Source organism: Brevibacillus sp. SYP-B805, assembly GCF_011059135.1.
Classification (GTDB): domain Bacteria; phylum Bacillota; class Bacilli; order Brevibacillales; family Brevibacillaceae; genus Brevibacillus_F.
This window is the reverse complement of record NZ_JAALGD010000002.1, coordinates 121,440-137,003: the sequence shown is the minus strand read 5'-3', so window position 1 is coordinate 137,003 and position 15,564 is coordinate 121,440. Positions and strand designations below refer to the sequence as shown.

Annotated in this window: 14 protein-coding genes and 1 pseudogene; 12 read left to right on the top strand and 3 right to left on the bottom strand. The window is 54.2% G+C overall.

The features are described from left to right. Window positions 1–10: 10 nt before the first annotated feature. The 3 genes from G3578_RS03445 (at window position 11) to G3578_RS03435 (ending at window position 3,541) form a co-directional block, all read left to right on the top strand. Window positions 11–655 (top strand): class I SAM-dependent methyltransferase, encoded by a 645-nt coding sequence (locus G3578_RS03445; RefSeq protein ID WP_165208664.1) that lies wholly within the window; start codon window positions 11–13, stop codon window positions 653–655. 29 nt (window positions 656–684) lie between these two features. After that, on the top strand, window positions 685–1,317 hold the full coding sequence (udk, locus tag G3578_RS03440) for a uridine kinase (RefSeq protein WP_165208663.1): 633 nt from the start codon (window positions 685–687) through the stop codon (window positions 1,315–1,317). A gap of 388 nt (window positions 1,318–1,705) precedes the next feature. Then, on the top strand, window positions 1,706–3,541 hold the full coding sequence (locus G3578_RS03435; RefSeq protein ID WP_481752716.1) for a peptidoglycan D,D-transpeptidase FtsI family protein: 1,836 nt from the start codon (window positions 1,706–1,708) through the stop codon (window positions 3,539–3,541). Here the strand turns inward: G3578_RS03435 and G3578_RS03430 are convergent. Next, the gene (locus tag G3578_RS03430) at window positions 3,435–3,950 is read right to left on the bottom strand and encodes a Mov34/MPN/PAD-1 family protein (RefSeq protein WP_165208662.1); all 516 of its coding nucleotides are present in this window, start codon (window positions 3,948–3,950) and stop codon (window positions 3,435–3,437) included. The genes G3578_RS03435 and G3578_RS03430 overlap by 107 nt on opposite strands. Before the next feature lie 336 nt (window positions 3,951–4,286). Here G3578_RS03430 and speB point away from each other — a divergent pair, with 336 nt between their 5' ends. The 3 genes from speB to G3578_RS03415 all read left to right on the top strand — a co-directional run bounded on the left by speB (window position 4,287) and on the right by G3578_RS03415 (window position 5,866). Then, entirely contained in the window at window positions 4,287–5,156 is an 870-nt protein-coding gene (gene speB / locus G3578_RS03425; RefSeq protein WP_165208660.1) for an agmatinase, read from the top strand. A gap of 116 nt (window positions 5,157–5,272) precedes the next feature. Then, a complete protein-coding gene (locus G3578_RS03420; RefSeq protein ID WP_165208658.1) occupies window positions 5,273–5,521 on the top strand; it encodes a hypothetical protein in 249 nt (82 codons plus the stop codon). Further along, the gene (locus tag G3578_RS03415; RefSeq protein WP_165208656.1) at window positions 5,522–5,866 is read left to right on the top strand and encodes a DUF3139 domain-containing protein; all 345 of its coding nucleotides are present in this window, start codon (window positions 5,522–5,524) and stop codon (window positions 5,864–5,866) included. Between the two features lie 395 nt (window positions 5,867–6,261). Here G3578_RS03415 and G3578_RS21345 read toward each other — a convergent pair whose 3' ends face one another. Next, the gene (locus tag G3578_RS21345) at window positions 6,262–6,408 is read right to left on the bottom strand and encodes a helix-turn-helix domain-containing protein (protein ID WP_165208655.1); all 147 of its coding nucleotides are present in this window, start codon (window positions 6,406–6,408) and stop codon (window positions 6,262–6,264) included. A gap of 187 nt (window positions 6,409–6,595) precedes the next feature. Between G3578_RS21345 and G3578_RS03405 the strand changes: the two genes are divergently transcribed. The 3 genes and pseudogenes from G3578_RS03405 to G3578_RS21250 form a co-directional block, all read left to right on the top strand. Then, a complete protein-coding gene (locus G3578_RS03405; protein WP_165208654.1) occupies window positions 6,596–7,954 on the top strand; it encodes a WG repeat-containing protein in 1,359 nt (452 codons plus the stop codon). Window positions 7,955–8,029: 75 nt separating this feature from the next. Beyond that, complete coding sequence (locus tag G3578_RS03400; protein WP_165208653.1) at window positions 8,030–9,631, top strand: WG repeat-containing protein; 1,602 nt, start codon at window positions 8,030–8,032, stop codon at window positions 9,629–9,631. Between the two features lie 91 nt (window positions 9,632–9,722). Then, window positions 9,723–10,070: pseudogene (locus G3578_RS21250) on the top strand (sigma-70 family RNA polymerase sigma factor); the annotation flags it as partial. Window positions 10,071–10,148: 78 nt separating this feature from the next. Here the strand turns inward: G3578_RS21250 and G3578_RS03390 are convergent. Beyond that, on the bottom strand, window positions 10,149–11,189 hold the full coding sequence (locus G3578_RS03390; protein ID WP_165208652.1) for a CapA family protein: 1,041 nt from the start codon (window positions 11,187–11,189) through the stop codon (window positions 10,149–10,151). 176 nt (window positions 11,190–11,365) lie between these two features. On the opposite strand from G3578_RS03390, the gene G3578_RS03385 reads away from it, so the two are divergent. From G3578_RS03385 to G3578_RS03375, 3 genes are all read left to right on the top strand, one after another. After that, a complete protein-coding gene (locus tag G3578_RS03385; RefSeq protein WP_241254438.1) occupies window positions 11,366–12,484 on the top strand; it encodes a UDP-N-acetylmuramoyl-tripeptide--D-alanyl-D-alanine ligase in 1,119 nt (372 codons plus the stop codon). A gap of 241 nt (window positions 12,485–12,725) precedes the next feature. Continuing rightward, window positions 12,726–13,706 carry a C40 family peptidase gene (locus G3578_RS03380; protein ID WP_165208650.1) on the top strand — a complete coding sequence of 327 codons (981 nt, stop codon included), beginning with the start codon at window positions 12,726–12,728 and terminating at the stop codon, window positions 13,704–13,706. Window positions 13,707–14,065: 359 nt separating this feature from the next. Further along, window positions 14,066–15,562, top strand: a complete 1,497-nt coding sequence (locus G3578_RS03375; RefSeq protein ID WP_165208649.1) for a recombinase family protein — start codon at window positions 14,066–14,068, stop codon at window positions 15,560–15,562. The last annotated feature ends 2 nt before the right edge of the window (window positions 15,563–15,564 follow it).

Sequence of the window (15,564 nt, the reverse complement as noted above, 5' to 3'; positions counted from 1 at the left end):
GTGATACAACGTGATAACCAATCCAGCCATCGAGGCCTACCTGACACAGCTGGCACCCGAACGCTCGCCGCTGCTGGCCCGTCTGGAGGCGGAGGCGGCTGCGGAAGGGATTCCCATCATTCAGCTGCCGGCGGCTCAGGTGCTGCGGCTGCTGCTGCAGCTGCACAAGCCTTCCGCCATCCTGGAAATCGGGACGGCGATCGGCTATTCCGCCATTTGGATGGCCGAGGCGGCGCCGGAGGCAACCATCGTTACGATCGAGATGGACGAAGCACGGATCGCGCGTGCCCGCCAAAATTTTGCCGAGGCAGGCGTGGCAGAGCGGATTGAACTGATCCACGGGGATGCGACGGCCGGCCTGCCGGACCGTTACCGCTTCGACTGCATGTTTATTGATGCCGCCAAAGGGCAGTACCAGACGTTTCTCGACCGCTATCTGCCGCATCTGGAGGAAGGCGGACTGGTCATCTGCGACAACGTGCTGTTCCGGGGGTTGGTACCCGAACCGCAAGCCGCCGACAAACGGCTGCGGCCGCTGGTGGAGAAAATCAACCGCTTCAACGCGGGGCTGGCGCATCGTTCCGAACTGGAGACCACCTTTCTGCCGGTGGGAGACGGGATGGCGGTCAGCATAAAAAAACAGCGAACATCCTAGTTTTTGGACACAGGAAGGAGATTGGAAACATGGGTCACCCCGTTTTGATTGGGGTAGCCGGGGGAAGCGGATCCGGCAAAACCACGGTAGCGACCGAACTGTTTCGACAGTTTCAGCATGAAAGCGTGACATTGATCGAACAGGATTCCTACTACAAGGATCAAAGCCATCTCAGCATGGAAGAGCGCGCATTGACCAATTACGATCACCCGTTCGCCTTCGATAATGACCTGCTGCTCTACCATCTGCAGCAGCTGCTGGCACGCCGGGCGATCCAAAAGCCGATCTACGATTTCAAGGTGCACAACCGCCGCCCGGAAACCGTTCTGGTGGAGCCGAAGGACGTCATCATTCTCGAGGGCATGCTGATCCTGGAAGATCCGCGCATTCGCGAGCTGATGGATATCAAGGTGTTTGTGGATACCGACGCGGATGTGCGGATTGTCCGGCGGATCAAACGGGACATCGAAGAGCGGGGCAGAACCCTGGAGTCGGTCGTCAACCAGTATCTGACGGTCGTGCGGCCGATGCATCTGCAGTTTATCGAGCCCACCAAACGGTACGCCGACGTCATCATTCCGGAAGGCGGCTACAACCGCGTGGCGCTTGACCTGTTATCCACCAAGATCCGCAACATCCTGGCGGAAAAACAGCTGAGCTGATTTTGTTGATCATCTTTTCAAAAGCAGAGGCGTGCCGGCATACGGCACGCCGCAGACTGCTGACAAACTTCTGTTAGCGTCATGGCGTGATGGGGCCAAGCGAGCTCCTTTGACGACCGGCTCAGCGGAGAAACGAAGACGCGGGATCCCAGGGGGCGTGAGTCTCACATCGCTGAAACGCCCAGATGTTGAGCCCCCTGCCCGCGACGCGTTTCGGAGCGGACACAGCCCACTTCCTCGCGGGTCGTCAAGAGAGCGAGCAGGAACCATCATCCTTGACAGATGGACTTTGTCTACATGATGAGGCGTGCCGGCATACGGCACGCCATTGTTTTGGGTTCCCCCTCCTGTTGGGCATACTGGATAAGACAGGAAGGGGGAATCGCGGGTGAATCCGGCAATGCGTGCAAAACGGCGCAGTTTTCTGCTGCTGCTTCTGCTGACGACGCTCTGGGCGGGGCTTGTCCTGCGTCTGTGGTGGATTCAGATCGCCGCCACGCACCATTTCTCCGCCCACGATATCGATCTGGTGAAAAGCGCGGTCAAACAGCGGCAGCAAAGCATCATGCTGAATACCGGCCGGGGAGAGATCCTGGACCGGCACGGGCGCTCCTTTACCGGCGTGGAACAGCAAGCCCTGCTTCTTTTCCCGCTCGCCAAGGGGAGGGACGATCTGGAAGAAGCCCTGGCGCGGGTGGCCCACATCGTCCATCAACCGGAGGCGGCACTTCTGCGTACCCTGCAGCAGGCCAAAACGCCGGTGCTGCTGCGCGATGAGGAGGGGAAGGTGGTCCCGCTCGGGGAGCAGCAGGCGAAAGCCGTCAATGAGCTTCATCTGCCCGGCATTCTGGCCCTGCCTGTCACCGAACGATACCCGCCGGATGGCGTGGCCAAACACGTGATCGGGTATGTCAACCGGAATCCGGACATCATCAGGCAGGCGTATGAACCGGAATGGAAAGAAGGAAAAATGACCCTGGACAGCATGGTGGGGGCATCCGGACTGGAGCGCAGCTTTGACCGGTTTCTGCAGGGCGTGGAGCCGTCCATCCTCTCCTATTATGTGGATGGCAGCGGCGCCCCCCTGCAAGGGCTGAACGTGCGCTACAACCGTCAGGACAACGCTTTTTACCCGCTGTCCCTCGTCACCACCCTGGACCGCGATATCCAGCAGCGCATGGAGGAGATCGCCGACCACAACGGGATCCGGGAAGGTTCCATCGTGGTGCTGGACGCCAAGACCGGGGATGTGATCGCGATGGTCAGCCGCCCTTCCTTTGACCAGACGAAGGTGGAGGTGGCTGGCGGGGCCTGGCAGAACCATGCCCTGAAGCAGCTTCCTCCAGGCTCGGTGTTCAAAACGGTGGTGGCCGCCGCTGCCCTGGCGGAGGGGACGGTCTCTCCCACCGAACGCTTTTTCTGCGACGGCGAATACGGGAAGTACGGCTTTTCCTGCTGGCGAAAGGAAGGGCATGGCTGGCTGACGATGGACGAGGCGTTCGCCCAGTCCTGCAATGTCACCTTCGCCCAGATCGCCAAGCGGGTAGGCGGGGAAAAGATCGAGGAATACGCCAGGCGGCTCGGGCTGGCCGCACCGGTTGGGCATCTTTCCCCGCAGCTGTTCAAGCTTGCCGATTTTCGCCAGTTTGACGGTGAAGAGGCGGGAAGCGTCTTTGCGGACGGTGCCCCCCACAGCGACGAGGGCGTGCTGATCCAGACGGCGATCGGCCAGCGGGACGTGCGGATGACACCGCTGCAGGCAGCCAACATGATGGTGACGATCCTGCGCGGCGGGACGCCGGGTACCGTTCGCATCGTCTCCGACATCACCTACCGCAACGGCGTGACCTTCCACCATTTTGCGCCCCAGCTTCTGGAGACGGAGGGCATTGATCGGGTGACGGCCTACAAGCTGCAGCGGCTGCTGGCGAATGTGGTAAGCGACGAGGATGGCACCGGCAGCATGCTTCAACACGCGGCCTGGACGGTGGCGGGCAAGAGCGGCACCGCCCAGACGGCATCGGCGGGTGCACAGCTGTATCATCAGTGGTTTGTCGGGTATGCGCCGGTCAAGGAACCGCGCTATGCCATCGCCGTCGTGGTGGAGAACCAGCCGGCTAACCGCTCCCATCTCGCAACCGCTGTGTTCGCACAAGTTGTAGGAGCGCTTGCCGCTCAATCAGCGAAATCTGACGAACCTCACGCAGGGAGTTCGCCAGAATGAACGCGCGGGCCTGGATCTGGTCCTGCTTGCCCAGGCCGACGATCAGCATCAGCGGCGAGGACGAACTGTAGACGGCCTGAACCGCCTTCTGCTGCAGGGTTTCCCTGTCGCCCCGGCTGGGGGAGAGCCGCCGCACGGTGTGGCTGTGCCAGTCCCCGATATAACGCCACTTCTTGGACCGCTGCCGGTGCAGGCGGCGGATCAACCCGCGCAGATACTGATCATCGAAAAAGATGGATCGCCGTTCATGTATGGCCTTTGGTCCCGGTTCGCTCGCGTAAGTCACGACCCAATCCGTCTCGTTTAACGGATAGCCCATCATGATCCCACCGGTTTCAACTCCGGGAACTCGGCGTACGGCCCGCTCGATTTGTTTCCATGCCCGTGTGGTAATATAGAGTGTCGTCAAGAGAACCATTCCTCCTCATGCAGCTCCCGACTGTACAGCGGAACGGTATATGATATGACGATGTGCGTACATTTGCCTCCCTGCCAACGGGAAAAACCAGCCGGGGCGGGCGGGGAGTTTTTATCTGAATAGTGGCGCTTGTTTGACACAAGACAAAAGGTTTCCTATAATTACCAGTAGGCTGCCTGACAGCCATCCGAGCCGGAAACGCTTCAAACGGGGTGATGGTATGCCGGACAAGCGATTTTTCATAGCCGTCCTCCTGTCGATGAATCTGTCGCGTCTTTCGTTTTCCCAAAGACGGAGAAAACGAACAGGAAGGGGAGGTCGCCTGACATGGTGGTTGCGAAACACGTACAATATACTCAGGCCGGCAGCTTTCTCAAAAGCATAGCCGACCGCGAACGTGCAAAAGTGATTCTGTATGGAGCGCCCATGGATTATACGGTGAGCTTTAAGTCGGGAAGCCGCTTCGGTCCGCAGGGCATTCGCCAGGCGTCCCAGGGCTTTGAAGAATACAGTCCCCATCTGGACCGCCATCTTTCCTCCATCCCTTTGTATGACAGCGGCGATCTGGTGCTGCCGTTCGGCAACGTGGAGAAGTCGCTCGCCATCATTTACGAAGCCACACGGGAGATTGTCAGCCAGGGACAAATTCCTTTTCTGCTCGGCGGGGAGCACCTGGTTACCTATCCGGCGGTGCGGGCCGTGGCGGAAACCTACCCTGATCTGGTGCTTCTCCATTTTGATGCCCATACCGATCTGCGGGAGGAATTCTTTGGCGAGCGGCTCAGCCATGCCACCGTCATCAGGCGCATCATGGAATTCCTGCCTCCCCGCCGGATATATCAGTTCGGCATCCGGTCCGGAGAGCAGCATGAGTTTCGCTATGCGGCGGAACATACGCATCTGTGGCAGGACGGCGTGCTTGCCCCGCTGATGACCATCCTGCCGGAACTGGACGGCCGTCCGATCTATCTCACGCTGGATATCGACGTGGTGGACCCCGCCTATGCGCCGGGCACAGGCACCCAGGAACCCGGGGGCGTCTCTTCCGCGGAGATCATGCAAGCCATCCGGCTGCTCAGAGGGCAACATATCGTGGCCATGGACCTGGTGGAAGTTTCCCCGCCGCATGACAACGCCGGGATCACGACGGCGCTTGCGGCCAAGATCGTCCGCGAAGCGATTCTTTCTTTCTGGTAAACAGATGGCTCCGCCTGATGCAGCATCTGCTGTGCCGGGTGGGGCTTTGTACTATTCAGGGAATCTCCGGGAGAATGGCATGGGAATATTTGTAAAATATTGACGGAGTGATACCATTGAATCTCATCATTTTCTTGTGGTGGATGTCAGGCATACTCTCCATTGGGGTTTTATTTTTGGCAATCGTGGCACAGTCCTCGGCGTTGTCGCTGATCAGCGCTGTATTGTTTCTGCCGATTGCTTATTATTTCATCGGAGCAGAAAATGCCTTTCAGTTGATCGGGTTGTTTCCGCTGCTTCAGATCGTCTTGGCCGGTGTGTTCTTTTGGAAAAGAAATACCACGGGTCGAGGGGGAGGAGTTTAGGTGAAGAAAAAAATCGCTTTCATAAGCGTATGGGTCGTCATTTTAATCGCCATCGCTTTTTCGCCATTTCTTTATGTCCAAGTAAATAAAATGATTTACGTAAACAGGGTAACCACATACCTTTTGGAAGAAGAGGGCTATAAAAAAGAGGACATCAAATCGATTGAGGGCGTTTGGAACATTAAGCTGCCGCCCTTTTATGTGGTTGTCGTCTTTAAAGATGAACCATATGTCCAATATATCTATTTTGCACACAATGAAGTAATGCAGTTTGAGCACAAAATTACAGAAGAGGGAAAACAAAAAGGCATAACGGAGGAAAATTTAAAACATGTTGTTCAATGAGAGAGCCGGTTCAAAAGCAGCATGGAACCGGCTGGTCGAGGCTTCACGTTTGGGAACGTATCGAGTCATTTTCACCTGTTGATTGTAAGGATTATTTCGCAGCTTTAATCAATTCATTGCCGCGAATGTTTAATATTCCATAAGCCTGGTCGATCATTTGTCTGTCTTTACCGTATATGTGATGGGCGATGTCATATGCTCCACTGATTTTGGCAATTTGATCCAGTTGATTTACCATAAATCGGGAGTTGCACAATACAGCGATTTTATCACAATACTTGGTGATTTTCTCTTAGATCTTGATTGCTTTCTCTGCAACATGAGGCGAGTAGACAATCGGCTCTCCGTTCACCTTCATTTCCCGATGATCGACAAGAGCACGGACTTCTACTGGTTTAAAGTAGGATAAGGCGCTCCCCCCGCTCCACACCGCTTATGTATGTCCGATCCAACCCCGCCCTGTAAGCCAACATCTCCTGCGTCATGCCGCTTCTAGTCCGAAGTTCCTGTACTCGCTGTCCAAACTCGGATCGAATGTCCATGAAGAAAAGACCTCCTGACAGTACGCATGTTTTGCTTACGAGCAATATCGGCAAAGCAGGTCAAAAGTGGTAGAACTTTGCCATTCTATCCGCACGATGTGACTCATAGTCAACAGACGATGGAAAGGACTTTGCGTATGATGATTTTGAAAAATACTGTACATACAGCCAGAAAGGAGACGATCAAATGAAAAAATATGTAAGTGCCTTGCTATTTATTGCAATGCTGTTTGGCATCATGCCTATGGCTGCTGCGGAAGAGGATCACGAGTATCTGCCATACGACATGGTTGGTTCGATCAGTGAAGGTCTGGCATGGTATTTGGACATAAGCATGGACATGGAAAATGGTATGGAGAAGGAGCAATATGGCTTTATTGATACCAATGGTAAAGTCGTCATTAAGGCAATATATGAGGAAGTAAGCGGTTTTAATGAGGGGCTGGCTGCTGTTAAGAAAAATGGGAAATGGGGATACATCGACAAGACAGGCAAAGAAGTTGTCAGTCCTCAATATGATGCGGTTGCTTTAAAGTTCAGTGAAGGATTTGCCCAGGTGCAGAAAAATAAGAAATGGGGATATGTGGATCAATTCGGAAAAGAAGCCATCCCACTACGGTATGAAGATACAAATAGTTTCGGTGAAGGTCTTGCTCATGTGAAAAAGAATCATAAAGTTGGATACATTGATCAGACAGGCAAAGAAGTCATCACACCTCAATATGAGGATGGTCATGTATTCAAAGATGGATTGGCACCGGTTAAGAAGAATGGGAAATGGGGTTTTATCGACAAAACAGGCAAAGAAGTCATTACATTTCAATATGAGGATGCGTACAGCTTCAAAGAAGGTCTGGCGCCGGTTAAAAAGAATGGAAAATGGGGTTTTATCAACACAAAGGGTATTGAAGTTGTCAAGCCCAAGTATAGTGAAGTGCATCATTTCAGCGAAGGTTTCGCAAGCGTTCGCGTTGGCAACAAAATGGGGTTTATCGATAAGAAAGGAACGGAAGTGATTCGCCTTCAGTATGTGGCAAATAACTTGGATGATTCTGTTTTTGATTTCAGCGAAGGGCTGGCAGGGGTTGTAAAGCTGAATCGTAACGGTGACGAAGTATTTGGATATATCGACAAATCGGGAAAAGAAGTCTTGGGATTTGATACCCCTGAATTTTGGGGAACGCCTTTTCGTGGTGGTTTTGCTGTCGTTTCAGATGCTGGTCAAAGAAGCTATTACATCATCGCCAACCCTCTTACCGATGATCAATCCACTGTGCACAGCATTACCGTTTCTCCCACGAATGTTTCACTCAAACCAGGCAAAACGAATCAGCTGACCGTTACAGCCACCATGTCGGACAAGACCAAGAAAGATGTAACGAAAGCTTCGACTGGCACGGTTTACACAAGCAGCGATGAGAAAGTAGCAAAAGTGAGCAAGGACGGCAAGGTCACGGTTGCCAAAACAGCGAAAAAAGGGGACAAGGCAACGATAACAGTTGAAAATAACGGCAAGACAGCCAAGGTTAGCGTGAAGGTTTTGTAATGGTTCAAAGCTCCCGGCAAGTACTCTTTTGTAGAGTTGGATTGTTTTTAACTTCTAGGAAAGGAGACGATGAAGTTGAAGGGGTTTGTAAGGGTATTGTTATGTATGGCAATACTGTCCGGTTTCATACCAGTTATGATTTCGACAGCTGCTGCGGAAGAGTCTCCAACTCTCGTACTGGAATCTCAGCTCTATCCCACTGAAATTTTTCCAGCTGACAGTTTCAGTGAAGGAATGGCGATAGCCAGAATCGAGGGAAAGTACGGTTATATTGACAAGTCGGGGAATGTAGTCCTGCTGCTTCCATATGAACTTGTTCATAGCTTCCGGGAAGGACTGGCGGCAGTCTATGCAAACGGGAAATGGGGCTATATCGACAAGACGGGCAAAGAAGTGATACCGCCGCAATATCAGTGGGCGGAAAGCTTCAGCGAAGGTTTGGCATTGGTTCAAAAAAACGACAAGTATGGTTATGTAGACAAGACCGGCAAAGAAGTGATACCGCCACAATATGATTGGGGATCGAATTTCAGTGAAGGACTGGCGATTGTAGGAATCAAAGGGAAGATAGTTTGTATTGACAAGACAGGCAGGGGTGTATTTCCTCTGGAATATTATTTGGGAAAGGAACGTTTCAGTGAAGGATTATTGGTAACCAGGAAAAATGGAATGCTGGTTTATGTTGACAAGACCGGCAAAGAAGCAGTAAAGCTGCAAAACCAATATGATTATGCCGGAAATTTTAGTGAGGGTTTAGCGTGGGTCGAAAAGAACAAGAAATGGGGCTATATCGACAAGACAGGCAAGGAAGTGATTCCGCTGACATATAGCTGGGCATCGGATTTCAGCGAGGGTTTGGCAGGAGTTGAAACAAACGGGCTGAGAGGTTTTATCGACAAGACAGGCAGGGTAGTCATTTCACCTCAGTATCATACGGTTCAAAGCTTCCGAGAAGGTCTCGCAGCAGTTGTAAAAAACGGGAAGGGGGGCTATATCGACAAAAAGGGCAACGAGGTCATCCCGCTGCAATACGATGGAACGTATAGCTTTAGCGAAGGATTCGCTTATGTGTTGGTCATGTACGGCAGGGAATCGGGCTACCTAGCCAATCCTCTTAGAAAAGATAATGCCAATGTATCTTCAGATGGGACGAGCATTGAAACAACAGGAGATTCGGCCGCAACGACCACGGGGTTAAAGCTGGAAAATAATAAAACCAGGATGGAGAATAAAATCAAGCTGATAAGCGAGATCGCCGCAAAGTATGGGTATACGCTTGGCCTTGAAGAAGGAGCTGCATCGGATGACACGTTTCGAACGTATTTTGTGCAAGAAAAAAACGGCAGCAGGATCATGAAGTTCATTCAATCTGTCAGTGAGTTTGGGGCTGAAAGCCAGATTATCCTGGAACCAATCGTTCTTCCTCATCAGGATGAGTCAAAATTCTTGTTTATTCAAGAGGTGGCGGAGCGCCTTTCCGGCACGAAAACACCTGATTTGGCCCAAACGCTGATCAACGCTTTTGCGGAACCGCCAAAACGTATCGATGCATTTGTAGAAATTCGAGAAAATTCCTCTGTTACGGGACTGGTCACCTATTCGTTCGAAGGGATAAGGGATGTGGATGATTTCGATGGCGTGCAGGGGACGGCAGACTTGCGTATTTCCAATCGATGAGAGGCACCCTCCTTTTTCCGTACAGGCACGCGTAGGCATCCGCCCACATAAGGTAGGGATAGGGAGCATCCAGAAAGGGGAGGTGGCACCTGTGTCCAGCATCTTCATGGCCCTGTCGCTGTTCTTTAAAGAGCTTGTCATGTTCGTTGCGTATGTGAAGAATAACGCTTTCCCCCAGCCGCTTCCGGAGGCGGAAGAGGAGAAGTATCTGCGGTTGATGGCCGAAGGGGACTCCTTCGCGCGGAACAAGCTGATCGAACATAACCTGCGGTTGGTTGCTCACATCGTCAAAAAGTTCGAAAACACCGGCGAAGACAGCGAAGACTTGATCTCCATCGGCACCATCGGCCTGATCAAAGCCATCGAAAGCTACCAGGTTGACAAGGGCACCAAACTGGCGACATACGCTGCACGCTGCATTGAAAACGAGATTTTGCTGACAAATGCACCCCATGGCGGGTGCTTTTGTTTTGTAGGAGCCGCCGACGCCAGCGACAGCTTACGTCGGCGGGGGTTCTTATCGCGGCTTTCCTTTCAGATGGGAGGTGGTGGTTCTCCATACGGTTCTCAACGTTTGCAGGGTGCCCTTGCCGAGCGTTCCGTTTGGATTGGAAAGGAACTTTTTGACGGGAAGGACGCGAAACATCGTCCGGCCCTTTGCCAAGCCCTTGTGGGTGTAGGTGGGGATATAGTGAACGCCGGTTACGCTCGCCTGGCCATTCGCAGGCTTCGAGATCGTCAACTGCAGAATGACGCCGCTCTGCGAACGAAGGCTGCCCAGCATCCGATCGGAGATGAAATTGCCGAGTGAGTAAATGACGAACTTACGCTTGGCAGGGGTCCGCACCACGGCCATCGGCTGCAGCACATGGGGATGGGCGCCCAGGATCACGTCCGCCCCGTTGCGCATGAGGAAACGGACGAGGCTGCGCTGGCTGTCGCTTGGATACCGATGAAATTCCTTACCGAAATGGAGGGCGACGATCACCAGATCCGCTTTGCCGCGCAGCGCCTGCAGATCGGCCAGCATCTTTTTCCGGCGGATGCGATTCACCATCCACGGGCTGGAGGAAGGAACGGGGATGCCGTTGGTGCCGTACGTGTAGGCAAGAATGCCCACTTTTACCCCTTTTACTTCCTTTATCAAAAAGGATTGCGCTTCGCTTGCCGTACGAAAGGTGCCGGTGTGGGAGATGCCGTATTTGTCCAGGATGTTGAGCGTTCGCTTGAGCCCGCTTGCCCCCCGATCCATGCAGTGGTTGTTGGCGGTCGTCAGGACGTCGAACCCGGCCTTTTTCAGGGCCGGCGCCAATTCATCCGGACAGTTGAACATCGGATAGCCGTTGCGGGGATTGCGCCGCTGGTAGCGGGTCTCCCTTCCCGACAAGGTCGTTTCCAGGTTGCCGATTGTCAAATCCGCGCTTCTCAGATAGGGAGCGACATGCTGAAACATCTCATCGAACGAGTAGGCGGATTCCCCGGTGCGTTTCGCCGAGGCGATCTGCTTCCCCCACATCAAGATGTCGCCAACGGCCGCGATACGGATCGTCGTCGTCATTGCTCCACCCCTTCTGCTTCTTTGCTTGCTCCAGTCTATTCGGTCAGCCGGGAATCTGCCAGTAGACAACCGCCCAAGCTGTCCTGTATACACCTGTCTATACAGGCGATCCAACCTTGACATAGAATGATATGCACCCGTACGCAAGCAATTCATCGGGAAAGGTGGGAGTCTCGTTGAACCGACCGCTAGTCCTCAGAAAACCGGTGATCGCCATAACCGGCAGCGCGGGGAAAACCACAACCAAGGAAATGATCGGATCCGTCTTAAGGAGAAGGTGGCGGATCGTCAAGACGCCGTATAACCAGAATACCGTTCCGTACACCCGGAAGCTTGTGAAAAAGATAACGGCTGCGCACGGTGCTGTGGTGCTGGAATTCGGGATGCTGCGTGCCGGCCACATCAGGAAGCATTGCCAGATCATTCAGCCCAATTACGGAGTCATCACCAACGTGGGAACAGCCCATATCGGCAACGTTGGCGGCACCATCGCAGGAGTGGCGCGGGCAAAATCGGAGCTGATCCGCTTCATGCGGCGAACCGGCAAGCTGTTCCTCAATGCGGATGACCCCCATTCGCGTCTGCTGTCGACCGGAGGATTCCGGGGCAGGATCTTCCGGATCGGCGTGAAGGAGCATGCCGATTATCAGGCATACAACATCCGTTACAGGGAGAACGGCATGTCGTTTGATGTCAAATTGGACGGCACCGAATACACGTTTTCTATCCCGGTGCCGGGCGAACACAATATTTACAACGCGCTGTTTGCCATCGCCGTCTGCCATCAGCTGAACTGCAGTCCCGGCACGATTCAGCTTGGATTGCGAAGTTTTCGGAGGCCGAAGAGCAGATTAACCATGTATCGCTTGTCCCGGGGAATCAAGGTGATTGATGATTCGTACAGCGCCAATCCCAGCGCCGTGAAAGCCGCCCTGGACGTGCTGGCCAAGGTGGGAACCGGAACCAACGTGGCCGTTCTCGGCAGCATGCTGGAAATGGGTAACTATGCCGTGAAGGGGCACAAGCTCGTGGGAAGGTATGCGGCGCAGAAAAAGGTGGATTATCTGTACACGCTCGGAAAAAGCGCCCGCTACATCAAACGGGGAGCGACGCAGTCCGGTTTTCCGCAGGAAAGAGCGGTCCACTGCGCAACAAAGGCGCAGCTGCACAGGCTGCTGCGCCGCCGGTTGCGGCCGAACACAACCTTTCTGGTGAAAGCTTCCCACAAGATGAAGATGAAAGAGACCGTTCAGTATCTGCGGAGGGCATCCACCCGGCTGTCCTCATCCGATTGACAGCATCCATGCAAAAAGACCATTCCCCGGCAGATGGTCTTTTTGCCATGGCGGGACCATAGACCGGGAAACGGTAACGATCTGCAGCCGATTGCGGCGGCATCGGCTGCATTGGGACTATCGATTCAAAAAACCGATTGGAAAGTTTTACAGCCTTATAAGTTTACATAACTTCCATTATCATGGGAATGTACCCAGTCGCTTGTAACGAGGGAAAACATCACAGCCAGGAGGAGAAGGAATGACGAAACGAGATTGGTTGCAAAAATCTTCGGTGGCCGTCCTGCTCAGTACATCCCTGTTGATGTTCACTGATGGTGGACAAGCAGCTGCGGCGGCGGCAAATTCGCAACTTTCCGCGAAATCCGAACAAGTCGTGAAGCTGGCGTATGATCTGGTTGGCGAAGATTATCAATACGGCGCGGAGGGGCCGGACGCTTTTGGTTCTGCCGGATTCGTCGCCTACATTTACGGACAGGCAGGTTTCGATTTGCAGAACAGCCTTTCTTCTTTGTATCAGGTGGGCGACAAAGTGGACAGCAGCAACCTGCTGCCGGGAGATCTGGTCTTTTTCTCCAGCAACGGTTCCCATACTCCCCAATATGTGGGAATCTACGTGGGCGATGACACCTTCGTCTACGCTTCCCAGAGCGCCGATGAAGTGATCAAGGTTCCGTTCTCCAAGCGGAGCGGCGATTTTATCGGAGCGCGCCGCCTGCTGAAGGAGCCGGCAGCCAGCGTGGGCAACAGCCCGACACCGGACAAGCAGTCCCCCGCTCCTTCCGCAACCATCGGGGACAAGGTGATTGCAGCGGGACTGAAATACCTGGGGACGCCGTACAAGTTTGGCGATTCCCGCTCGGACAAGCGTTATATGGACTGCTCCGATTTTACCTACAATGCCTATAAGGATATCGGCATCAAGATCCCGACAAACTCCCGTTCGCAAAAGGAGTTTGTGGAGAAATACGGTGCGCCTGTCTATCAGGTGAAGGATCTGCAAAAAGGCGACCTGATTTTCATGATGAGCTACAAAGGCTCCAAGAAATCCGATTACCAAGGGATCGACAAGTCCAAGCAGCGCATTACCCATGTGGGCATCTATCTGGGGGACGGCAGGATTCTGCATACCTACAGCAAGGAATCCGGCGGCGTCAAAATCACCAAGTTTACCGATACATCGTGGGAGTACCGTTTCGTGATGGGCGGACGCCCCTATTAAGGACGAAACGCCGGACTTTGTTTGCATACGAAGCCACCTGATACGTCAGGTGGCTTTCTGTTTATAGGAAAGTTTAAGATCTTTAAAGCGCTAAAGCGAAGTAGGAAAGGTTTTGGGCCCCCGCCGACACCAGCAAGGGACACCAACGGCGTAGCGATAACTATCGCTGAGTGGGTGGAACGTTCGCTCAAGTCGGCGGGGTACTCTTTCTGTCAAGGAAACAAGCGGTTGGTGCATATCTTCTCTGCAGGGGAGGGGATGTGCGGTGCAGGTGCAAATCATCGCCGGCAGCTCTGCCGACAGTATCCGTTCTGACTGTTACCGTTACTTGCTTGCGAAGTACAGGAGGGAGAAGGGGAATGGTCGGAATCTACGCGAGGGTGAGCACGGAGGAACAGGCGAGAAGCGGATTCAGCCTCCACGACCAGATCAGGGCGTGTAGGCAAAAAGCCGCAACGGAGGCGTGTGTCGAATACATTGACGAAGGGATCTCGGGCGAGTTCCTGGATCGGCCGGCGCTTACCCGATTGAGACAGGATGTGAAAAACGGGGTGATCACCCGGATCGTTTGTCTCGATCCGGACAGATTGTCGCGCAAGCTGATGCATCAGCTGCTGATTACCGAGGAATTTGACAAGCGGGGCGCAGAGCTTGTGTTTGTCAACGGCGATTACGCGAAAACCCCCGAAGGCCAGCTCTTTTACAGCATGCGCGGGGCCATCGCCGAATTTGAAAAGGCGAAAATCAACGAGCGAATGAGCCGGGGCCGCAGGGAAAAAGCGCGCCAGGGGCGTGTGCTGCGCGACTTTCACATCTACGGCTACGATTATGATAAAGCATCCGAGCAGCTGGTGATCAACCCGGCGGAAGCGGCTGTGGTGCGGGAAATCTTTGCGCGCTTTACGCAGCCGGATGACAAGGTGAACGGAATCAATGGCATCGCCAGGTTTCTCACCGCGCAGGGCATTCCGACCAAAAAGGGAGCCAGCGTCTGGCATCGCCAGGTCGTCCGCCAGATACTGTCCAATCGCACCTATATCGGTGAATTTTACCAAAACCGCTGGAATACGGAGGGGCTGCTCGCAAGCAGGCACGATCCGTCCCAACCGCGGCGCCCCATGCGCGAACGCCCCGCAGAGGAGTGGATTCGCATCCCCTGTCCGGCGATCATCGACGAGGAGACGTTCCGGCTGGCCCAGGCGAGACTGGAAGCGTCGCGGCGGCGCTGGGCCGGCAGGGGCGAACAGCGCTATCTGTTGAGCGGACTGCTGCGCTGCGGCTTTTGCGGCTGCACGATGATCGGCAGACAGGCCCACAATTGGGGTCGGCAGACAAGGGAGTACACCGACAAAAAACAAACGCCAACCGGGCAAACCGGCTGCGGCCTGCGGATCAGATGCGAAGAAACGGAACAGCACGTATGGGAGGCGGTGCGGACGTGGCTGGCTGATCCCCTGGCTGTCGCCAAGGCCATCGACCTGGACAAAAGCCGGGACATCCGGGAGGACGAGCTGGCTTTGCTGCGGAAGGAACAGGAAAAAGCGGCCGTCGCGAAACGCCGGTTGCTCCACCTGTACGCCCATGATACCGCGATCGGGCTGACGGACGTCCAGCGGGTGCTGGCCGAATGGACCCAGAAAGAGGAGCAGCTGCAAAAACAGATTGCCGCCTTGACCGAGCGGCAGCGGATGCAGCATGGTGAAGGGATGGAGCGATCCCTGCTGCGGCAGGCGATTCACCATTACCTGCTTGCATCCCCGGATGAGCTTTCCGTTTCCGACAAGCGCGAGCTCATCAGGCACGTGATCCGGGAGATCCGTGTATATCCGCAGCGTCTGGAAATGGACACGTTCTAGGA

What these genes read in the sequence shown, in the direction of transcription:
- G3578_RS03375 (WP_165208649.1), top strand. Translation starts at nt 14,066, where the DNA reads ATGGTCGGAATCTACGCGAGGGTGAGCACGGAGGAACAGGCGAGAAGC.
- G3578_RS21345 (WP_165208655.1), bottom strand. Translation starts at nt 6,408, where the DNA reads ATGGACATTCGATCCGAGTTTGGACAGCGAGTACAGGAACTTCGGACT.
- udk (WP_165208663.1), top strand. Translation starts at nt 685, where the DNA reads ATGGGTCACCCCGTTTTGATTGGGGTAGCCGGGGGAAGCGGATCCGGC.
- G3578_RS03390 (WP_165208652.1), bottom strand. Translation starts at nt 11,189, where the DNA reads ATGACGACGACGATCCGTATCGCGGCCGTTGGCGACATCTTGATGTGG.
- G3578_RS03405 (WP_165208654.1), top strand. Translation starts at nt 6,596, where the DNA reads ATGAAAAAATATGTAAGTGCCTTGCTATTTATTGCAATGCTGTTTGGC.
- speB (WP_165208660.1), top strand. Translation starts at nt 4,287, where the DNA reads ATGGTGGTTGCGAAACACGTACAATATACTCAGGCCGGCAGCTTTCTC.
- G3578_RS03380 (WP_165208650.1), top strand. Translation starts at nt 12,726, where the DNA reads ATGACGAAACGAGATTGGTTGCAAAAATCTTCGGTGGCCGTCCTGCTC.